This is a genomic window from Imperialibacter sp. (assembly GCF_048007035.1).
Taxonomy (GTDB): Bacteria; Bacteroidota; Bacteroidia; order Cytophagales; family Cyclobacteriaceae; genus Imperialibacter.
The window spans coordinates 1,524,122-1,541,344 of sequence record NZ_CP180355.1; the positions used below are offsets into that span (position 1 = coordinate 1,524,122).

The 17,223-nt window shown below is 44.9% G+C and carries 15 protein-coding genes; 3 read left to right on the forward strand and 12 right to left on the reverse strand.

What is annotated here, in order from left to right; translation table 11 throughout:
- The first annotated feature begins 69 nt into the window (after positions 1 to 69).
- Both ACMVP2_RS06910 and glgP read left to right on the forward strand, forming a co-directional pair.
- Positions 70 to 696, forward strand: coding sequence for a redoxin domain-containing protein (locus ACMVP2_RS06910; protein ID WP_416867164.1), 627 nt, complete (start codon positions 70 to 72; stop codon positions 694 to 696).
- A 132-nt stretch (positions 697 to 828) separates the two neighbouring features.
- A complete protein-coding gene (gene glgP / locus ACMVP2_RS06915; protein WP_416867165.1) occupies positions 829 to 2,481 on the forward strand; it encodes an alpha-glucan family phosphorylase in 1,653 nt (550 codons plus the stop codon).
- A gap of 63 nt (positions 2,482 to 2,544) precedes the next feature.
- Here glgP and ACMVP2_RS06920 read toward each other — a convergent pair whose 3' ends face one another.
- The 7 genes from ACMVP2_RS06920 to ACMVP2_RS06950 all read right to left on the reverse strand — a co-directional run bounded on the left by ACMVP2_RS06920 (position 2,545) and on the right by ACMVP2_RS06950 (position 8,432).
- Positions 2,545 to 3,663 (reverse strand): fatty acid desaturase family protein, encoded by a 1,119-nt coding sequence (locus ACMVP2_RS06920; RefSeq protein WP_416867166.1) that lies wholly within the window; start codon positions 3,661 to 3,663, stop codon positions 2,545 to 2,547.
- 322 nt (positions 3,664 to 3,985) lie between these two features.
- Positions 3,986 to 4,555: a class I SAM-dependent methyltransferase gene (locus ACMVP2_RS06925; RefSeq protein ID WP_416867167.1), complete on the reverse strand. Its 570-nt coding sequence runs from the start codon at positions 4,553 to 4,555 to the stop codon at positions 3,986 to 3,988.
- 214 nt (positions 4,556 to 4,769) lie between these two features.
- Positions 4,770 to 5,339 carry a PIN domain-containing protein gene (locus ACMVP2_RS06930; protein WP_416867168.1) on the reverse strand — a complete coding sequence of 190 codons (570 nt, stop codon included), beginning with the start codon at positions 5,337 to 5,339 and terminating at the stop codon, positions 4,770 to 4,772.
- Entirely contained in the window at positions 5,339 to 5,788 is a 450-nt protein-coding gene (locus ACMVP2_RS06935; protein ID WP_416867169.1) for a helix-turn-helix domain-containing protein, read from the reverse strand. Before ACMVP2_RS06935 ends, ACMVP2_RS06930 begins: the two co-directional genes overlap by 1 nt.
- 255 nt (positions 5,789 to 6,043) lie before the next feature.
- Positions 6,044 to 6,505: a hypothetical protein gene (locus ACMVP2_RS06940; RefSeq protein WP_416867170.1), complete on the reverse strand. Its 462-nt coding sequence runs from the start codon at positions 6,503 to 6,505 to the stop codon at positions 6,044 to 6,046.
- A 495-nt stretch (positions 6,506 to 7,000) separates the two neighbouring features.
- Positions 7,001 to 7,531: a hypothetical protein gene (locus tag ACMVP2_RS06945; protein WP_416867171.1), complete on the reverse strand. Its 531-nt coding sequence runs from the start codon at positions 7,529 to 7,531 to the stop codon at positions 7,001 to 7,003.
- A gap of 106 nt (positions 7,532 to 7,637) precedes the next feature.
- Complete coding sequence (locus tag ACMVP2_RS06950) at positions 7,638 to 8,432, reverse strand: DUF2971 domain-containing protein (protein ID WP_416867172.1); 795 nt, start codon at positions 8,430 to 8,432, stop codon at positions 7,638 to 7,640.
- Between the two features lie 527 nt (positions 8,433 to 8,959).
- Between ACMVP2_RS06950 and rapA the strand changes: the two genes are divergently transcribed.
- On the forward strand, positions 8,960 to 11,791 hold the full coding sequence (rapA, locus tag ACMVP2_RS06955; RefSeq protein ID WP_416867173.1) for an RNA polymerase-associated protein RapA: 2,832 nt from the start codon (positions 8,960 to 8,962) through the stop codon (positions 11,789 to 11,791).
- Between the two features lie 72 nt (positions 11,792 to 11,863).
- Here rapA and ACMVP2_RS06960 read toward each other — a convergent pair whose 3' ends face one another.
- The 5 genes from ACMVP2_RS06960 to ACMVP2_RS06980 form a co-directional block, all read right to left on the reverse strand.
- On the reverse strand, positions 11,864 to 14,050 hold the full coding sequence (locus ACMVP2_RS06960) for a hypothetical protein (protein ID WP_416867174.1): 2,187 nt from the start codon (positions 14,048 to 14,050) through the stop codon (positions 11,864 to 11,866).
- A 307-nt stretch (positions 14,051 to 14,357) separates the two neighbouring features.
- Positions 14,358 to 15,113 carry a haloacid dehalogenase type II gene (locus ACMVP2_RS06965; RefSeq protein ID WP_416867175.1) on the reverse strand — a complete coding sequence of 252 codons (756 nt, stop codon included), beginning with the start codon at positions 15,111 to 15,113 and terminating at the stop codon, positions 14,358 to 14,360.
- A gap of 214 nt (positions 15,114 to 15,327) precedes the next feature.
- Positions 15,328 to 15,894, reverse strand: coding sequence for a carboxymuconolactone decarboxylase family protein (locus ACMVP2_RS06970; protein ID WP_416867176.1), 567 nt, complete (start codon positions 15,892 to 15,894; stop codon positions 15,328 to 15,330).
- 57 nt (positions 15,895 to 15,951) lie between these two features.
- Entirely contained in the window at positions 15,952 to 16,515 is a 564-nt protein-coding gene (locus ACMVP2_RS06975; protein ID WP_339792845.1) for a TetR/AcrR family transcriptional regulator, read from the reverse strand.
- 107 nt (positions 16,516 to 16,622) lie between these two features.
- Positions 16,623 to 16,844, reverse strand: a complete 222-nt coding sequence (locus tag ACMVP2_RS06980; protein WP_416867177.1) for a hypothetical protein — start codon at positions 16,842 to 16,844, stop codon at positions 16,623 to 16,625.
- Positions 16,845 to 17,223: the final 379 nt, after the last annotated feature.

Here is a 17,223-nt window from a genome sequence, read left to right on the forward strand (position 1 = left end):
ATTTGGAAAGATAATGGAAAGCTTTGTCATATTTTTTCTATCAAGGGTATTAAGCCCTAACTTTAAGGTATGAACAATCGGCGGTACGTAAGCTTCTTAACCCTCATTTGGCTGATTACTAGTCAGCTAGTAGGCATTGGTGTGCTGGCGCAAACTATTCCCACCGACCTTGGCAATTTCAGTGAGTCGCTCAGGAAAATTGAATTGGAAAACTACGACGGCCAGCCCTATTCCCTTTCAACATTTGAGCACCAGAAGCTCACTCTTTTGATCCTTATGGCACACGACTGCCCCATCTGCCAGCAGTACACCGGCAAGTTCAGGGAGCTGGCGCAAGTAGAGGGGCTTAGCGTGATAGGCATTGCTCCCAGCGAAGGAGAAACCAAAGAAACCGCTGCGGCTTTTGCTGCCAAATACAAATTCGACTTCCCCATTCTGCTCGACAGCCACCAGGTGGTCACTCATATTCTGAAAGCCAAAGTAACTCCTGAAGTTTTTCTTTTCAATCAAACGGGCGACCTGCTCTACAGGGGCAAAATAGACAATTGGTTTTATGAGCTGGGCAAGTACCGAAACGTCGTCACCGAGCACTACCTTGATGATGCCATTGCCGCCGCTTTTGCCGGCAAAGCCATCAACCCAAACAAAACGGAGCCAATTGGCTGCATGCTCAACATGAGTATGAAACATCACTAATCGGCTGGGAAATAGCCCCTAATTTCCCCGCTACCCTTTGCACAAACCAGTTCGGCGAAATCGGCAGTTTCATTCTTGCCGTCCTAAATTTGTTTTGCCTATTTTCGCTCACCAAAACAAGTACAATCAATTATGAGTCAATATAGTAAGTGGTTTCACCCCTATAAATACGATGCTAAATACAAGAAAAAGGTAGCCTACTTTAGCATGGAATTTGCCATTGACCAGGCACTGAAAATTTACTCCGGAGGCCTTGGGTTTCTGGCAGGTTCGCATATGCGCAGTGCTTATGAGCTCAAGCAAAATCTGGTCGGAGTCGGCATACTGTGGCAATACGGCTACTACGACCAAACCCGCAACATGGATCAGTCGCTGGGCGCTGTTTGGACAGAGAAAAACTACAGCTTTCTGGAAGACACGGGAATCATTGTCGATGTTCCCATTTTCGACAATGGCAGTGTAAAGGCCAAGGCGTATGCCCTCAAGGCTGACACCTTTGGCAGTGCGCCCATCTATCTGCTGAGCACCGATATTCCAGAGAATGACTACCTGTCACGCACGATTACCCACAGGCTTTACGAAGACAACGAGCTGACAAGGGTTGCGCAAAGCATGGTGTTGGGCGTGGGTGGCTACAAGGTGATTGAAGCCCTGGGCGGTGCCGACATTTACCACCTCAACGAAGGCCACGGATTGCCGGCCTTCACTCACATGTATGCGCAGGCAGCCGATAAAAAGAAGCTGAAGAGCAAATGCGTATTCACTACGCATACACCGGAAAAAGCCGGCAATGAAGAACATTCCCTTGAGCTGCTGAACAAAATTGGCTTTTTCCCTACTGGCTGGAAGCAGGAAGAAGTAGATTGGATCACGGACAAATCGGGCAAAGTGAGCTACACAGTGGCTGCGTTGCGGCTGGCAAAAAAAGCCAATGCGGTGTCAAAAATCCACGCCAAGGTGTCGAAAGAAATGTGGGGCACATTTAAAGATACGTGTGAAATCATCCCCATTACCAACTCTCAAAATGTGAGCTACTGGGCCGACAAAGAGCTGAACGTCGCCCTGGAGAAGAATAATGACAAGGCTTTGATGGCCAGAAAGAAGGAGATGAAAAGCGAGCTTTTCAAAATCGTGGCCGACCAATCGGGCAAGCTGTTTGACCCCGAAGTGCTCACCATCGTGTGGGCCAGAAGGTTTGCTGCCTACAAAAGGCCCGACCTGCTGCTCAAAGACTTCGACAGGTTCCGAAAGCTGGTCACCAACACCAAACGACCCGTGCAAATCATTTGGGCAGGCAAGCCCTACCCCAAAGACTACGGCGCCATCGACATCTTTAACCACCTCGTGAGGGTGTCCAAAGAGTTTGCTAACTGCACGGTGCTAACTGGATATGAGCTGGCACTGAGCCGCTCCCTGAAAAACGGCAGCGACATTTGGCTGAACACGCCCAGAAAGCCCAGAGAAGCTTCGGGCACCAGCGGCATGACAGCCAGCATGAATGGCAGCGTGAATTTATCGATTCAGGATGGCTGGATTCCGGAGTTCGGCAAACATGGCGTAAACAGCTACCTGATTCCTGATGGCACCGACTTCAACGACCATCCAAAGCTGGACCAGGAGGACTTTGAGGGGATGTACAAAATCCTTGAAAAGGAGATTCTTCCTACTTACTACGACAAGCCCGAAAAGTGGCTGGAAGTGATGAAAAACAGTATGAGGGATGTGGTGCCGTATTTCAGCAGCCACAGAATGGCCGACGAGTACTACGAAAAGCTTTACTCATAAAGCAATTGGGGCAGTTGATTGGATCAACTGCCTTTATTTTTTTCAACTGAACTTAAAAAGGCTTTAGGGCACAAATACAGCCTCCAGCACGGGTGAGGCGTCCTTTTTGCCAAGGGCCTTCAGTACTTTGAAATGGCTCGCCACTGCGTCCCGAAGCCTGCGCTTCGACTTATACGGATGCCCAAACTCCTCCGAAGTCTCTTTCACAATCTCGGAAAGTTTGTGGTAGTGCACATGACAGATATTGGAGAACAGGTGGTGTTCCACCTGATAGTTCAACCCTCCTACATACCAGGAGAGTAACTTGTTGTGCTGAGCAAAATTGGCCGTGGTGTGCAGCTGGTGGACCGCCCAGGTATTGTAGATATTGCCGGTTTCGTCAGGCACAGGATATTCGGTGCCCTCCACCACATGCGCCAGCTGAAAAACTACCGCCAAAATGAAGCCGGCGATGTAGTGCATCACAAAGAAGCCTATCAGCACATGCCACCAGGCGAAGGGCAATACCAACATGGGTATTACGATGATGTAGGCGTAGTAGGCAATTTTGGTAAATATCAATACTGACCATTCCTTCAGCTCAGTCGTCTTTTGTTTTTTTATCTGGCAGGCTCTTTTGTACCTGGTCAGGCGCTCAAAGTCTTTGAACACAATCCAGATAAACGACAGAAGACCATAGAAAAACCATGCATAGATAAACTGGAACTTGTGGAAGGGCTTCCAGTCGGTGTGGGGACAAAAACGAAGCACACCCCGTGGTTCAATGTCTTCGTCGGTTCCGTCCACGTTAGTGAACGTGTGGTGGAGCACATTGTGCTGCACCTTCCAGTTGAATGCATTTCCGCCTACCATGTTCAGGGAGTAGCCGAGCAGCGTATTTACCCATTTCTTTTTTGAATAGGCACTATGGTTGGCGTCGTGCATCACCGACATGCCAATGCCCGCAAGGCCAAACCCCATAATGGCACTCAAGGCATAAAACACGTAGAGGCTTGAAAAAGAGCCTGCTACAATGAGTGCGTAGGGGCCGAAATACAGCGTAAACATGGCAATAGTCTTGAAGACCATGGCAGAGTTGGCATTGCGGCTAATGTTTTTCGTTTTGAAGTACTGGTTGACTCGGTGATTCAGAGTAGTGAAAAAGTCGTACTCCTTCGACACAAATTTAATGGATTGGCTCATGTAGCTTTTATTGGTGTTTAAGTGACCTTCGCTAGAATGAGTGATCCAATGAAGAGCAGCGATGTTAGACTAGATAAATGGAAAATTGCTGGTAAGAATGAAAATAATGCGGGACGGCATCTGCAATATAGCCCTTATAACCCTGCATAGCTACACAAATCTGATATATCTGGCAGGCGGAAAATTACTTAAAGAATTAAAAATGCCGTCGGTGTTACCTTATGCTGAACTTCCGACAGATGTGGCAGGGGTGCAACATGCTCCAATTTTCGATTTCAATAGCGCCAACTTTGCCCGAACATGTTGGGCAATCATGCATTTCTCATTTCTTTCTCACAATATACATACAATACTTAGTGGTTGACTTATGGCCTGATTCGTCATCTTCGTACCTGTAAACCAGGGATGAATCATTTACCGTCTCAAAATCTGGTTTTGAATTGCTTATTGCTCCCTTTAAAATCCTGACTTTGGAACCGGTATCCTGTACACATACGCAAATCAAGCCATTGGTCTTTAGGTCGTTGGCAATTTTATTGATCAGAGAAATTTCTTTTTGCCTGTCTCGTTGTTCAAAATGAAACATGGAGTCGAGCAATACAATGTCAAAATCCCCGTAGTTATCAAAATCATATATATCACTGACCAACCCAGTGGTTTTCAGGTTTTCTGCGTTGGATATGCCAATCATCTGGTCAATGCCGACTTTTGAATTATCGACTCCGGTTACCTCATATCCGAGTCTTGCCAGGGCTATGGCATCCCGGCCTTGTCCACAACCTAAGTCGAGTAGGTTTCCTTTGGGTTCGTGGTTTTTGAAAAACTCAACCAACTCGGTATATGGTCCTCCAAATAGATTTTCAGTCTCGTTGTATTTGTCGTTGTCAGCCATTTATTGATTTCCTGATTTGGACTGGCGTTCAGCGCTCGACAGGTCATGCAGCATCGGGATTGATAAGAACTACCGCCTTTCTCCACAATAGCCAAGCTTTGCGAACCGTAGCTTTTGCGAAGGCTGACCAATGATAAAATTAACCGATGTGGCGGACAATCCAAGCGAGTTGCCCCTCATAGCAAGCGAAGCCGACTTTCATAGCACCGAAGTGTTAACGGCCGTCTTGTAGGAGTGCGGCCGTTTTGGGAAGCCCTGCTTTTGTCAAAATCCTCAGTAATTCGTCCGATTCGATAGGTGGGTTTTTCAATCTCTTCAATTGTTTTATATAAGCTTGATATCCCCTGCGTCTGTCAAGTTTATATAACTCCACAAGAAAGTCATCCGGATGCTGAGCTTCTACTCCAAATGCCTTTAGCCTTCCCGGAGGGAAATCCTTTAGATTAAATGTGATGATCAGTTCCGATTCTGACACCAATGAAGCCGCAACCACATGCCGGTCGTCCTCATCTGGAAGTTCAATTACCGCTATCCGATCTTCATATCCACGAACATCTGCATCGGGGAAAGCCGCATTCATCGTTCGAACCAACCCCTCGAGTTGAATGCGGGTCAGGTCGGGTCTGTTGATCAGCAGGTTACGTATCCACTCCTCCTGAATTTGTCCTGTCCATTTTGGTTGGTATAATCCTTCCCCAGCAAATGACAATAGGATGTCTCTTACGGGTGCCGGATACAAGACGCAAGCATCCAATATTGCTTTGACAATTCTCTGTTTGGCCATCAATAACCTAATCCCAGGATTTGAGAATCCTTCACAAGTTTTCCAAGCTGTGATTCCCTAACCTTATTCTGCTGTTCCTTTACACGTAAAACATCGTGAAGCAGTATCCGTCGATGTTTGCCCACTTTTTTGAAAGGAATCCGTCCTTGTTCCAATAACTTGATGATGAAAGGCCTGGAAACATTCAGTATGTCAGCTGCCCTTTGGGTAGACAATTCAGCATCCTCCGCTACTATATCTACCGATTTGCCATCCGACATATTAGAAAGCACTTCTATAAGATGGATTAATGCCTTTTCTGGGATCATTATATCCTCTCCCTGAAGGGTTATCCTTACCTCATTCGACTTAGAAGATTTTCTCCTCCCTGCAAATTGAGAAAGCCTTGCAACCGACTCCGAAGCCATCTGTTGCTCCTTTTTAGTAATCTGTTTTTTAACCGTGCTCATGCCTAACAGTTTGCTACAAATATACAAACGAAATATTCGAAACAAATGTTTTATACGAAACAGTATGGCGATTGCTGCTAACCATTGGCGATTAGAGTTGTTTAATAGACTTCGCTAGCCAACTAGCCACGCATTATTAACCGCAGCTTTAGCGGAGACTGGCCGATATTAAATTAACTTTTGTGGCGGAGATTCCGGCGAGCTTCTGATTGCATCAAGCCTGGCCCCCTGCGTGGAAGGTTGTGTTGAGCGCATTTATTCGTACTTGGAAAGGTCAACTTCGGCCATTCCTGCAGACTTCCGAAGCTCGTTGTACTTTGTCTTGTAGACATCGGCCTCGTCGTCTGTCATATTAAATACCACGTTCACTAGCCCCCACTCAAGTTGATCCATTAGAGTTAAATGTTGTCGGATTTGTTCGAATGTCCACTCGGGACGACAAATAAATAGTCTACCCAGAGCAAATGTAGGTGCTTCGTCTGCAGATCCGTCCTCTACTTCCATGATGTTCAGGAATTTATTGGTAAGAGATACATCTTGCGATCCGCAGACATAGTTTGTGAATTGCCCGAGAGATAAATCAAACTGTTCTTCATGAAATACTGTCCATTTCCTATTCAGTCGTTTGAATTCTTCTGAAGTTCGATCCACCACCTTCAGCATTTGGTTGTATAAATCAAGCTCGGTTCGAAATATCCCGTCTAACAAGTTTGTCATCTCTTGGTTGCCAAGGTTATTCACATCTCGAATTCTAATCTTATGGACGAACCCTGTAATCTGCCTACTCTCGTGCTGGGAGGTCTCACAATTACACTTTGTCATCTTAATCATCAGCCATTGCTCAGCTGTTGAATCCGCAAAACGAAAGAGTTCGTTGGCAAGAAGCTTACCGATAACTTCAGACTTGGTTGTCTTGCCAGCTCGAATGTTGGTATATCCGTCCGGGTCGTTGATGACTCCGATTTTCCACTCCTGAGAATAAAGACTGGAAAAAGTACACGTCGCTAGAAATATCAGCCAAAGTTTTCTCATGCAGTGCAATTGCGCTCAACGACTGGCTATGATGCGTGGGGATTGCAATGCGCAATCGTCTCCTCGCAAAGTAGCCACACCGATGATAAAGATAACTCTTGTGGCGGGGATTGCAACCCCACGATCATACCGTATAACAGCTGACACCCCATGCATTCGTAGGCCTGTGTTGTGTGTTTTTCAATTTCGTCTGAAAAGTCTACCAAACATTGACGGTCGTTGTTTACTAAGCAGTTCGTCTAAGTCAAGGATTTCGTTCAAGTACTCAAAAGTTGCATATCTGTTATAAATGTAGCGTCCAAAATTAGGATTCGAAAGCATCAAAAAAGGACAATTTGAACCCCTCGTATCTATTACGGAACATCGGGCCGGTACTGTTGGTATTTGAGTCCAACCGGCAGTTCTATTGCTGTTTATTGATGACGCCTTCTGTATATATGAGTTTTTATAAAAGGGATTCGACAGATACTCATAACCTTCCATTTCTCCAGACACATAAAATTCTTTCTTGTACGGCTGGAGTAGTTGAATGCCGCCATCTGCGTGAGAATTGCCTAATACGAGTGCCCCGCTATCAACATAAAACAAAGCTTTAAGACCATGAAGGCGATTAATTTCATCCTTGGAAAAATACGTAGTATAAAATTTGCCATCTGGATCAAGCTTCACAACTCCAATTTTATGAATAGCACAAAAAGATTTAAGATTCATGGGGCATTTACGATGGTGAAAAAAATCCACACATAACTAAAAGAGGACCAATAGGTGATTACGATAGTTCTTCACACATCGTCGTGTTGTGTGTGGTGCTTTTAATCTACTTTACTATGGAGTTCTGCAATTCTCTCAAACTTTTCGGTCCTATGTTTATTCTTGGGGTAATTGTAGGATTTTCATAAAGTCGTGACCTTGAAATCTTTCCATGATAATACTTTGCTAGCCCAGCCCGCAATTCCTCAAAGGAATCTGCATCTAGTCGAGGATCTAGTTCAAAGGCTTCAAAAATGTCGGCTGGGTCAAAATTAAATTCATAGTAACTAGGATATTTTCCAATTTCATGTCGTTGATGTTCGAAATAAATCAGCCTGACTTCCTCCTCGTGGTCGAATTCTTTTCGCTTAATTAAAAGTGTTTTTGCTCCCTCTAGGTTTGTACTGTCAAATTGAATGTTATGAACATATTTTTCGTCCTCAAGCTTCTCTTTTATTTGATCGATTGTTAAATACTGGATACGGCCGATAAAAAATCTCTTGTCTTGATATTCAATCAAGCTATTGTAAAAGCAACTGAATAGTTTTCGAACAGTAGTCTGAACTTTTATTCCATCTAATAAATCTTTGTCAGAATATATTCGCCAAAGAGCGTCTGATTCGTACCTAAGTGTCCAACATTGTCCGTATAGTCTGTCTCTTTCATAAATTTGGCTTATAACCTCTCCATGATTATTTACCAGGTTGGATTTATAAAAAATATCCTCAAATGGGTCATCCCATTCTTTCGGTCTTACAAGGCGCAGCTTTTTGTTGGTCAGAATTTTTATAAACGTCTCTAACTTAAAGATTCTATAGATCTTTTGATCTAAGTCGGGTAAGTCTACGATGTTCTTTTCCATTTGCTAGAGTCTCAAATGCGACATTACACACAACAATTCCGTATGCCCAATAGCCATATACCAATTATAACAATTTTTCCGCTTCAATGATCAAAATAGCTGAATAACCCAAGCGAAGCCAGCATACCCGCTTACATCTGCATACTATGAATCTTATATACCACTGACCCTTCCTGCTCTGCCTGGTATACGAAAGCTCAGTTCCCATTGAAAGCGGCCCTATGTCAAAACATCGCTATGTTTGACCGAAAAGATAGCTGTGTTTCTCAGGTCTGCTACACAGCAAATGGGGTGGTTGCTACGAAGCAAACGAGTTGGCGCTGGGCTGCTGGAAAAAAGGGCATTTGAACAACCGAAGCGGCCTGCGTTAATTAATCGCACAAAAACAACGGCAAAAAGACCAGTATTCCTGGGTACTCAATATACATATACCATCATAACCAAAAATTGAAGACCTTTGCAGTCTTAATACCATGAGGCGCCCTCACCCGGGGGCAGCGCTCTATTCACCGAACAATTAGTAACCTTTGGAAAACTTCTTCCCCGATCAACGATGGACAAGTGCAGGCGAGCCCGAATTGGGCGTGGGCATCGTGACTGAGACCAGTAAAGGCCGTGTAAAGCTACACTTTCCCCTCGCTGACGAAGTAAGGCAATACACCGTGGAGAATGCTCCTCTGCGCAGGGTGGTTTTCAAACCCGGCGATGCCATTGCCGACAAGGACAAGCGTCCATTGGTGGTGGAGCGTGTGGAAGCGGACGGGCACCTATTTATCTATATCGGTCAGGGCAGGCAGCTGTCGGAGGCTGACCTTGGTGATGTAACAGTAAAGCACGGTGTGGACGACCGGCTTTTTATGGGGGATGTCGATACACCCGAACTATTTGCCTTGCGCAGGAAGACGCTTTACTATGACCACAATAGAAGAATTTCGCCCATCAATGGGTTTGTCGGGGGCCGGATTGACCTGATACCTCATCAATTGTACATCGCCCATGAGGTGAGCGCACGGCACGCCCCCCGGGTGCTGCTGTCGGACCAGGTAGGGCTCGGGAAAACCATCGAAGCCTGTTTGATCTTGCACCGGCTGCTGTTGACCGGGCGTATTTCAAGGGTGCTGATTCTCGTGCCTGATTCACTGGTTCACCAGTGGTTTGTGGAAATGCTCAGGCGGTTTAATCTATGGTTCCATATTTACGACGAGGTGCGCTGTGCTTCACTCGATGGCGGTGCCCCCGATGGCAACCCGTTTCTCGACGACCAGCTGATTATTTGCAGCACTTCTTTCTTAGCTGGTTCGCAAGTGCGGGCCAGTCAGGCGCTTTCTGCCGGTTGGGACATGCTGGTGGTAGATGAAGCCCACCATTTGGAATGGTCGGTGGACAAAGTCAGCCCTGAATATGGCATTGTGGAGCTTTTGAGCCGGGTAGCAAAAGGACTACTGCTTTTGACGGCCACCCCGGAGCAACTGGGCGTAGAAAGCCATTTTGCCAGGCTTCGGCTGCTGGATCCGGATAGGTACGCCGACTATGACACCTTCAAAAATGAATCGCAGGACTATAAAGCGATTGCCAATGTGGTGGAAGCACTCTCTTCAGGAAAACCCTTGCAGGCGGCCAATACCCAGTTGCTGGAATCGATGTTTGGCAAGGAAAGGATAGCAGCACTTGCCAAAGGCGGAGAGGTGGCAAAGAACAACCTTATCGAAGATTTGCTCGATCAGCATGGCCCGGGCCGGGTGGTCTTTAGAAATACCCGGTCGGCAATGACTGGGTTCCCAAAGAGAATAGCCCATCTTGTGCCTATCAAGGCGGCTGAGCAGCCTGACTTGTGGGCACAGCGGTTGTCGCAGGAGTATGCCCTCGACTCAGAGAAATCAGCGACTGATGGCCCATTGCAAAAGTTTTGGTTTGAAGAAGACCCAAGGGTGAGCTGGCTGGTGAAGCTGATGAAGAAGCTGAAGCCAGCAAAAGCAGTGCTGATTTGCCGGAGCAAAGAAAAAGTACTGGCCCTGGAGGAAGCTATTGGGAAGCTCAGCGGCATCAAAGTGGGCGTTTTCCACGAAGACCTCACCATTGTGCAGCGAGACAGGAATGCGGCCTGGTTTGCCGAACCAGATGGTGCCCGCTTGCTCCTTTGCTCGGAAATAGGCAGCGAGGGCAGGAATTTTCAATTTGCCCACCACCTCATTTTGTTCGATTTACCAGCGCACCCAGAATTGTTGGAACAAAGGATCGGGCGATTGGATCGGATAGGGCAAACGGAAGACATCCAGATTCATGTGCCTTACCTAACGGGAAGCCCTCAGGAAGTGCTTGTCAGGTGGTTTCATGAAGGCCTCAATGCTTTTGAAGAAAACCTGGAAGGTGGCAACCAGCTGGCGCAGTTGTTTGGCGAGCGGTTGAAGGAGGCCACACAGTCGGTTGGGTCACCCGAGGCGGACAGGCACCTGGCGTCGCTCATTGCTGACACGGCTGCTTTTCAGCAAGACCTCAAAAAGATGCTCGCCAATGGCCGGGATCGATTGCTCGAAATGAACTCATTTCGGCCGGCCGTGGCGAAAAAACTGGTGGAGCAAATCGGTGAGGCAGACCTCGATACAAGTCTGGAGAAGTACATGGTGCAGGTTTTTCATCATTTTTCTATCGACATGGAAGACCTCGGCCCCCGCACCTATTTGCTGCACCCTACCCAGGCCAACAAATACAAGTTCCCATCGCTACCCGATGAGGGCATCTCCGTTACGTTCGACCGGAAACGGGCACTGGCCAGGGAAGACATGAGCTTCATTAGCTGGGACCATCCCATGGCCACAGGCGCCATGGACCTGGTGCTCAGCGATGGTGCAGGAGCGGCCAGCTACGGCGTGCTTCGGGGAACCGGAGAGTCAGCCATTCTTTTGGAAGTGCTCTTTGTGCTGGAAACGTCGGGTGGAAAAAGCATCCATGTCGACCGTTTTCTTCCTGCCACTCCGCTGAGGGTAGTGGTTGACCATAGTGGTGAGGATGTAACGGATGACTACCCTACTGAACTGTTCGATCAGCAGCTGAGGCCCGGCCAAATTGACGACATGCTGGAAAATGACACGTTGGTGGATGTCATTCTCCCGAACATGATCAAGGCCGCAACAGCCCTGGCAGAAGAGCTCAGAGCCGACGAAATCTTAAACGGCCTGCAGCAAATGAGGCTGACCATGGACCATGAAATCGGGCGACTGACGGCACTTCATGCCAAAAACGAGAATGTCAGGCCCGAAGAAATTGAGCTGGCCCTCGAAGAACGGGCCAAACTTTCGTCGCTCATCAAAGATGCCCGCATCAGAATGGATGCCGTGCAGCTTGTGAGAGAGGGCGATTGATTTTGCTCAGAATCGGTCAATAGTTCAAGCGCCAGTCGCTCCCAGTATCCAGGGGTCTCCATTTTTTCTCAATTAATAATAGAAATATCTATACCCTTCAATAGGGAAATAATCCGGTATAAAAAGCTGTAATGTTTCTATTTCTGGTTGATATTCCCATTTTCTAAATAGGTGAATTAATCCTGTTTTAGCCTTTTCTAATTTGTCATTTGAGTCTTCATAACAGGCCAGGATTATTTTGTCAGGGTAAATTTCTTTTGCAATTTCAACTAAGCCTTCCAATGCCTTGTTTTTGTCTTCCGAAAACCCCTTACTGTTGTGTTTTACCTCTCCGATTATAAAATTCCCGTCAGAAAGTGCCAACAAATCAATTTCAGAACAAGGCTTATTTGAATTATAATCACTATATAAATTCAGCTGAGGATTATATTCGAAACTACTGTGACTTCTTATTCGAATACTGACTAAGGATCTAATAACTGCCAAATTCCCATCTCTTTGCGTTGGCGATTGGAAAATATTGTTCTTAATCAAATCGTTCAGCCTGTAGGAAAACTCAGGTTCGACCGGAAAGTCAAAACTTTCTAAACACCCTTTGCAATTAATAGCATGATCAATCTCCGTCAACGGATACCAGAAATGAGAGGAACAGTTGGTACACTTAATGGTGAACCCTTTCAGAAAGACTTTGTAGTTACACAATTCGCTAAGGGTTATTTTCAAACCAATTTCAAGGTTCTCTATATTTTGAAAGGTCTTTTCTCTTTCACCAAGCGTTACTCCATTCTCTTTCAGTATTTCTTCGCATCTGGATACCAACTTTTTAAAAGTTATTGTTGGGCCTGCTGGGCTTTTTGTAACGCATAAATCTTCGATTAAATCAACCCAAAATTTATCAGTAAAAAAGTCATCAATGGTATCGAATCTACTATTGAAAGTTTTGATAAACGCTGCAAGTCTATTGCTGTCATCATGTGAACCAACGGTAAGAAATTTCGAATTCCTAGGTTCTCCATGAATAACTGGTCTTTGTATTAGTTGCCTTATAAGGTCAGGGAATTTCGGAACAATAATTTCTAATGTGCTTTCGATATTTGTTTGGTCATGGATAAAGACAGAAATGTTTCTCCTTAGGTTCACTCGCCCCACTACACCTTTTATGATGTTATGGGTCTGCGTTGTCAATGGAAACTGCTTATACGCAAGATGATTCGTAGACCCTTTTTTTATTATCACATCTAATGCCCATTTTTGAGGGAAGAACCCGATCTTATCTGTGAAGCTCAACTTGGGGAGTTGAATAAGCCCTTCGTCAGAAACCAAGGTTTGTGTAGATGTTGATTCACCATAATTTCTCTCGAAAAGCCCATTTGCATCTAAGACTTCAAATGGAAATGATTCTATTGGCTTGTGAATGAACCTTGTATTAAAAGCAATTGGTTTGAATTTGGTTTCTATTAGAGATTTTAGTTCATCCTCTGTTAGTGAAAAGGAAATAATTTCAATTGTATTCTTAGTGCTTTGATCGTATAGCACTCCACCGAAGAACTTATCATTACATAGTTCTTCAAGTTCATCCAAAGTTACATATAGAATGTTTGAGCATTCGAACAGATGCCGATTCCAGAAATATAGTAAGTCTTGATTTGAGGATTTGTCTTTGGATACAACGATTTCGACCGAGTCGTAAGATGCTTCTTCAAGATTTCTGACAATCCGGGTGTTGAGGTTCTTTTTTGACAGACTGGCTTGATTGATCGGTTTATCATGGTGAATAATTTTGTTTAATTCACCAACGTTCTTTGAGTCAATTATTGTCTGCGGGTAATGCTTGGCTAACTCAAATTCAAAGCGATACCCATTCTTACTTAGTCCGAAATTAGTTTCGTAAAAAGAAAGAAGCTGACTTCTGCTTCTCCACAAGTCCCCGACCAATATTATTTTGGTATTGGGGTCAAAGCTTGAGATGAAGTAAATTGAACTTACTCCCGAAATATCTTCCTTTCTTGGCTTATCATCTAGGCAATAGTAACCCGCTGGATTAAATAGTCGCAATTCACGAATAGTTTTGGGATCAACGCCTTTCGAATAGAAAATGTAATCAGGATCGTAGTGCTTAATTAATTGTTGATATTCTGTAGAAATCTTGTTTTTCTGTACAGGAACAATAGGATTATACCTACCACCCCAAATGGACTGGTTTACATGTATAAGTTTTAATAGTTCCTCATAATCATATTCTTCATCTACGAAATACATGTATCGTAAATGTCTTGGTTGACAAGAAATTTGATATAGTGTAGGGTTCATTCTAATCTGTTTCTATTTGCAGTGCTATACAATAACCCCAACCAATTGGAATTACCCCCCCTAATCTAACAATTTTCGTCCGTCTAATCTTTGTCTTTTTACCCTATGAAGCAGGGCCTTTCCAGTTAAGCGCTTAACTGGGTACCTGTTAAACCTTTAACCGGGCGCCAGTTAAGGGCACAACCGGGTGATCAAACGCAAACTGCTTACCTGTAACTAACCAGTATATCGGCAGCTTTTTGCAAATCAGGAGCCACTATTTCAGAAACCGGCGCAAGCGGGAATGGCTGCTGCCCGGGTCTGCCAATAAAAGCTGCCCGCCAACCGGCCCAAAGTGCCCCAGCCATGCGCTGCAATGCGCTGCAATGAGCATACTGTCGGCAGGAGCTACTCCCATTTTTCTTGCAGCCCAGTCATACGTATCTGCAAAAGGCTTGAATTTCCCAATATCTTCCACACTTAGCCGGTCTTCGAAGAAGTCGAGCAAGCCTGCAAACTCAAATTGTTTTTTTACTCCAGCATTTGATGAATTAGTAAATGACACCAATTTGTACCCATCTCCTTTTAATTGAGATAATGCGGCCTTTACTTCCGGATGAGCAGGCAATGCGCTCATCGATTCGGCAATAGTCTCCCTGGCGGATTTTTGCGATATTGAAATGCCATTGTTAGCAGCCACCATTTGCAATGCTGCCGCACCAATGAAACCAAAATGTTCATATTGTCTGCCAGCTGTTGTCACCAACGAGTATTGTAGCATCGTCGTAAACCAAAGCGGAAGTAAATCTTCTCTCCCGTCTAATACATCGCCTACGTGCTTTTTCATGGCTGTGAGATCGAGTAATGTTTCGTTTACATCAAAGAACAGTACTTTGGGCCTTGCAAGGGATATCATCACCGGGTTTGCTTCTTCCGGCCTTGTGTTTGAACTTGCCGTCGCCTTTGCAGCTGTCAATCCGGCTATTCCAGCCATAGCGGCCTTTTTCATAAACATTCTTCTATTATTCGTCATCTATTTATTTCTTAAAAAGTAAATATTCAGGCTGACCATAGCCATCATACTATAGCCATGAGGGGAGCCCGTAATTCAAAGGGTAAAATTTCTGCTGGCATGGCAAAGGGAAGAAATCAGACCTACCGAGCAATACGCCAATCAAATACTACCTTTTTGGCTACATCGTCTTACTCACCGCATTTATCCTCCACGTACTGTGTATGCCGCCTGATTAGTTGGTTTGGGCTGTTGCAGCATCCCACTTGTATTTTTCGAACACAGTGTCAACAGGGGTTCCGGCAATATGATTTACATAGTTGCTGATCACTTTTTGAGACAACCCCAGAATTATTTCCAGCAACTGACGTTCTTCATATCCGTTGGCATAAAATGCTTCCAGTTCCATGTCAGACACATGACCCCGGTTGCGGACAATTGAGAGTGTCAGTGCGTGCAGAGCTTGTAGTTTTTCGGTTGGCATTGGTTGGCCGTTCCTCAAGGCCTCAGTTATCGTCGGGTCAACTTTCATCATGTTGGCGATACCAGTATGGGCTGGCACACAATAATGACATTCGTGTTCCACATTAATGGTTTGCCACACCACTGTGAGCTCTTCCTTGTTAAATGACGATGATGTGAAAAGCCTGTGTAGTGTCTGATAAGCCTCAAGCAGGCCGGGGGCACCAGCTAATACACCATGTAGGCCAGGTATTCTTCCATTGGCTTTTAGCGAACGCTCTAAAAAAGGGACGCTCTCTTCCGGTGCCGTTTCTAAGTTGTGAATTTTCAGTGTACTCATTATTTTCTGTTTATTTGAGTTATTTCTAAACGATTGTTTAGAAATTGGTTAAAAAAATTAAAGATTCTTAAACGTGTTTTCTATGTAGTTTCTCAATTGTGGTTTGTCGAATAACCTTGAGGCAGAGGACAGTCCAACCATGGCAATAATCAAATAGTCTCCTTGCTCATTCACGGTTGCTGCGTCTTTTGTGAGGTCTTGCGCCAGGTTATTAATGAACAGTTGCCGTATTTCCTCAGTAAATTTTGACACTTCCTTTCGGATTTTGGGGTCAGCATCCTGGCTTAATTCATTTGCTGTGTTAGTAATGAGGCAACCCCTGCCGACCGTCGTTTCTCTGGAAAAATCGATAAAATCGTAGAAGTATTGCTTTAATCCTTCAATACCATTGGAGGAGGCCTTCAGTTTGCTCGTAATTTGCCCCAGCCGCTCCCTATAGCACTTTATACTTTCAAGGAATACGCCATTCTTGCTTCCAAAGCTCGCATAAATTGAAAATTTGTTAATTCCCATTTCTTTTTCCAGCATTTGCATGGATGTCGTTTCATACCCATTGCGCCAAAATAGGTTCATCGCCTTTTCAATAACTTCTTCTTCTGTATATGCCTTTTTCCTTGCCATATTTTAGGGTGTATACGACAAAACTAAACAATCGTTTAGAAATAAATGGATTATCTGTAATTTATTCTCGGGTCACCAAAAATGCGGCGCCCGATGTGCTGCTTATTTTAGCCCCCACTTCTCTTTTTTACCTGTTGGTATCGCCTTGATGGTTGCGAAAAGACTTTGTCTTCCCGTTCATTATGGCGGCGCTCTGCCTCCATAAGCTCGTCGATGTCTCGTTCAAAAATCGTGGCGCTTGTTTCTCCGGCTTTCTCAACAATATTCTGATCACGAAAACTGAAGATTGCATTCGATGAGGAGCGTTGCTGCACAATGTCGTTTGACAAAAAATACCAAACCTAAGATGAAATATGTGATACTGAGATCAGAATCGGGGTTAGTGTTGAATGAGCGATTTTTAAATTTTGGAACTATCACATTATATTTGCCATGGCTTCGGTGCAAACTGAGGGACTTTCAAACATGATCAGATAATTTTTTCACATCTTCCCGTGGCACACATTGCTTCCTGAATTTGCTCAGAAAGCACATTCCCGCCACTCCCATTACATCAGGTTTCCGATCGGGGTTGTTCCTATTACGACGAAATATATCCACTTTGCTTCAGCGTGTAGCATAGTCATTTACAGGGCATAGGGCAACCCGGAAACTATTAAAATCTGATGCGCCAGTTTCAATATCGGCAGCTCAACTATTTTTTCATTC

Coding starts and splice junctions, on each gene's coding strand:
- ACMVP2_RS06940 (WP_416867170.1), bottom strand. CDS start 6,505: ATGACAAACTTGTTAGACGGGATATTTCGAACCGAGCTTGATTTATAC.
- ACMVP2_RS06930 (WP_416867168.1), bottom strand. CDS start 5,339: ATGGCCAAACAGAGAATTGTCAAAGCAATATTGGATGCTTGCGTCTTG.
- ACMVP2_RS06970 (WP_416867176.1), bottom strand. CDS start 15,894: ATGAGTACACTGAAAATTCACAACTTAGAAACGGCACCGGAAGAGAGC.
- ACMVP2_RS06975 (WP_339792845.1), bottom strand. CDS start 16,515: ATGGCAAGGAAAAAGGCATATACAGAAGAAGAAGTTATTGAAAAGGCG.
- ACMVP2_RS06935 (WP_416867169.1), bottom strand. CDS start 5,788: ATGAGCACGGTTAAAAAACAGATTACTAAAAAGGAGCAACAGATGGCT.
- ACMVP2_RS06960 (WP_416867174.1), bottom strand. CDS start 14,050: ATGTATTTCGTAGATGAAGAATATGATTATGAGGAACTATTAAAACTT.
- ACMVP2_RS06925 (WP_416867167.1), bottom strand. CDS start 4,555: ATGGCTGACAACGACAAATACAACGAGACTGAAAATCTATTTGGAGGA.
- ACMVP2_RS06950 (WP_416867172.1), bottom strand. CDS start 8,432: ATGGAAAAGAACATCGTAGACTTACCCGACTTAGATCAAAAGATCTAT.
- ACMVP2_RS06910 (WP_416867164.1), top strand. CDS start 70: ATGAACAATCGGCGGTACGTAAGCTTCTTAACCCTCATTTGGCTGATT.
- ACMVP2_RS06920 (WP_416867166.1), bottom strand. CDS start 3,663: ATGAGCCAATCCATTAAATTTGTGTCGAAGGAGTACGACTTTTTCACT.
- glgP (WP_416867165.1), top strand. CDS start 829: ATGAGTCAATATAGTAAGTGGTTTCACCCCTATAAATACGATGCTAAA.
- ACMVP2_RS06965 (WP_416867175.1), bottom strand. CDS start 15,113: ATGACGAATAATAGAAGAATGTTTATGAAAAAGGCCGCTATGGCTGGA.
- ACMVP2_RS06945 (WP_416867171.1), bottom strand. CDS start 7,531: ATGAATCTTAAATCTTTTTGTGCTATTCATAAAATTGGAGTTGTGAAG.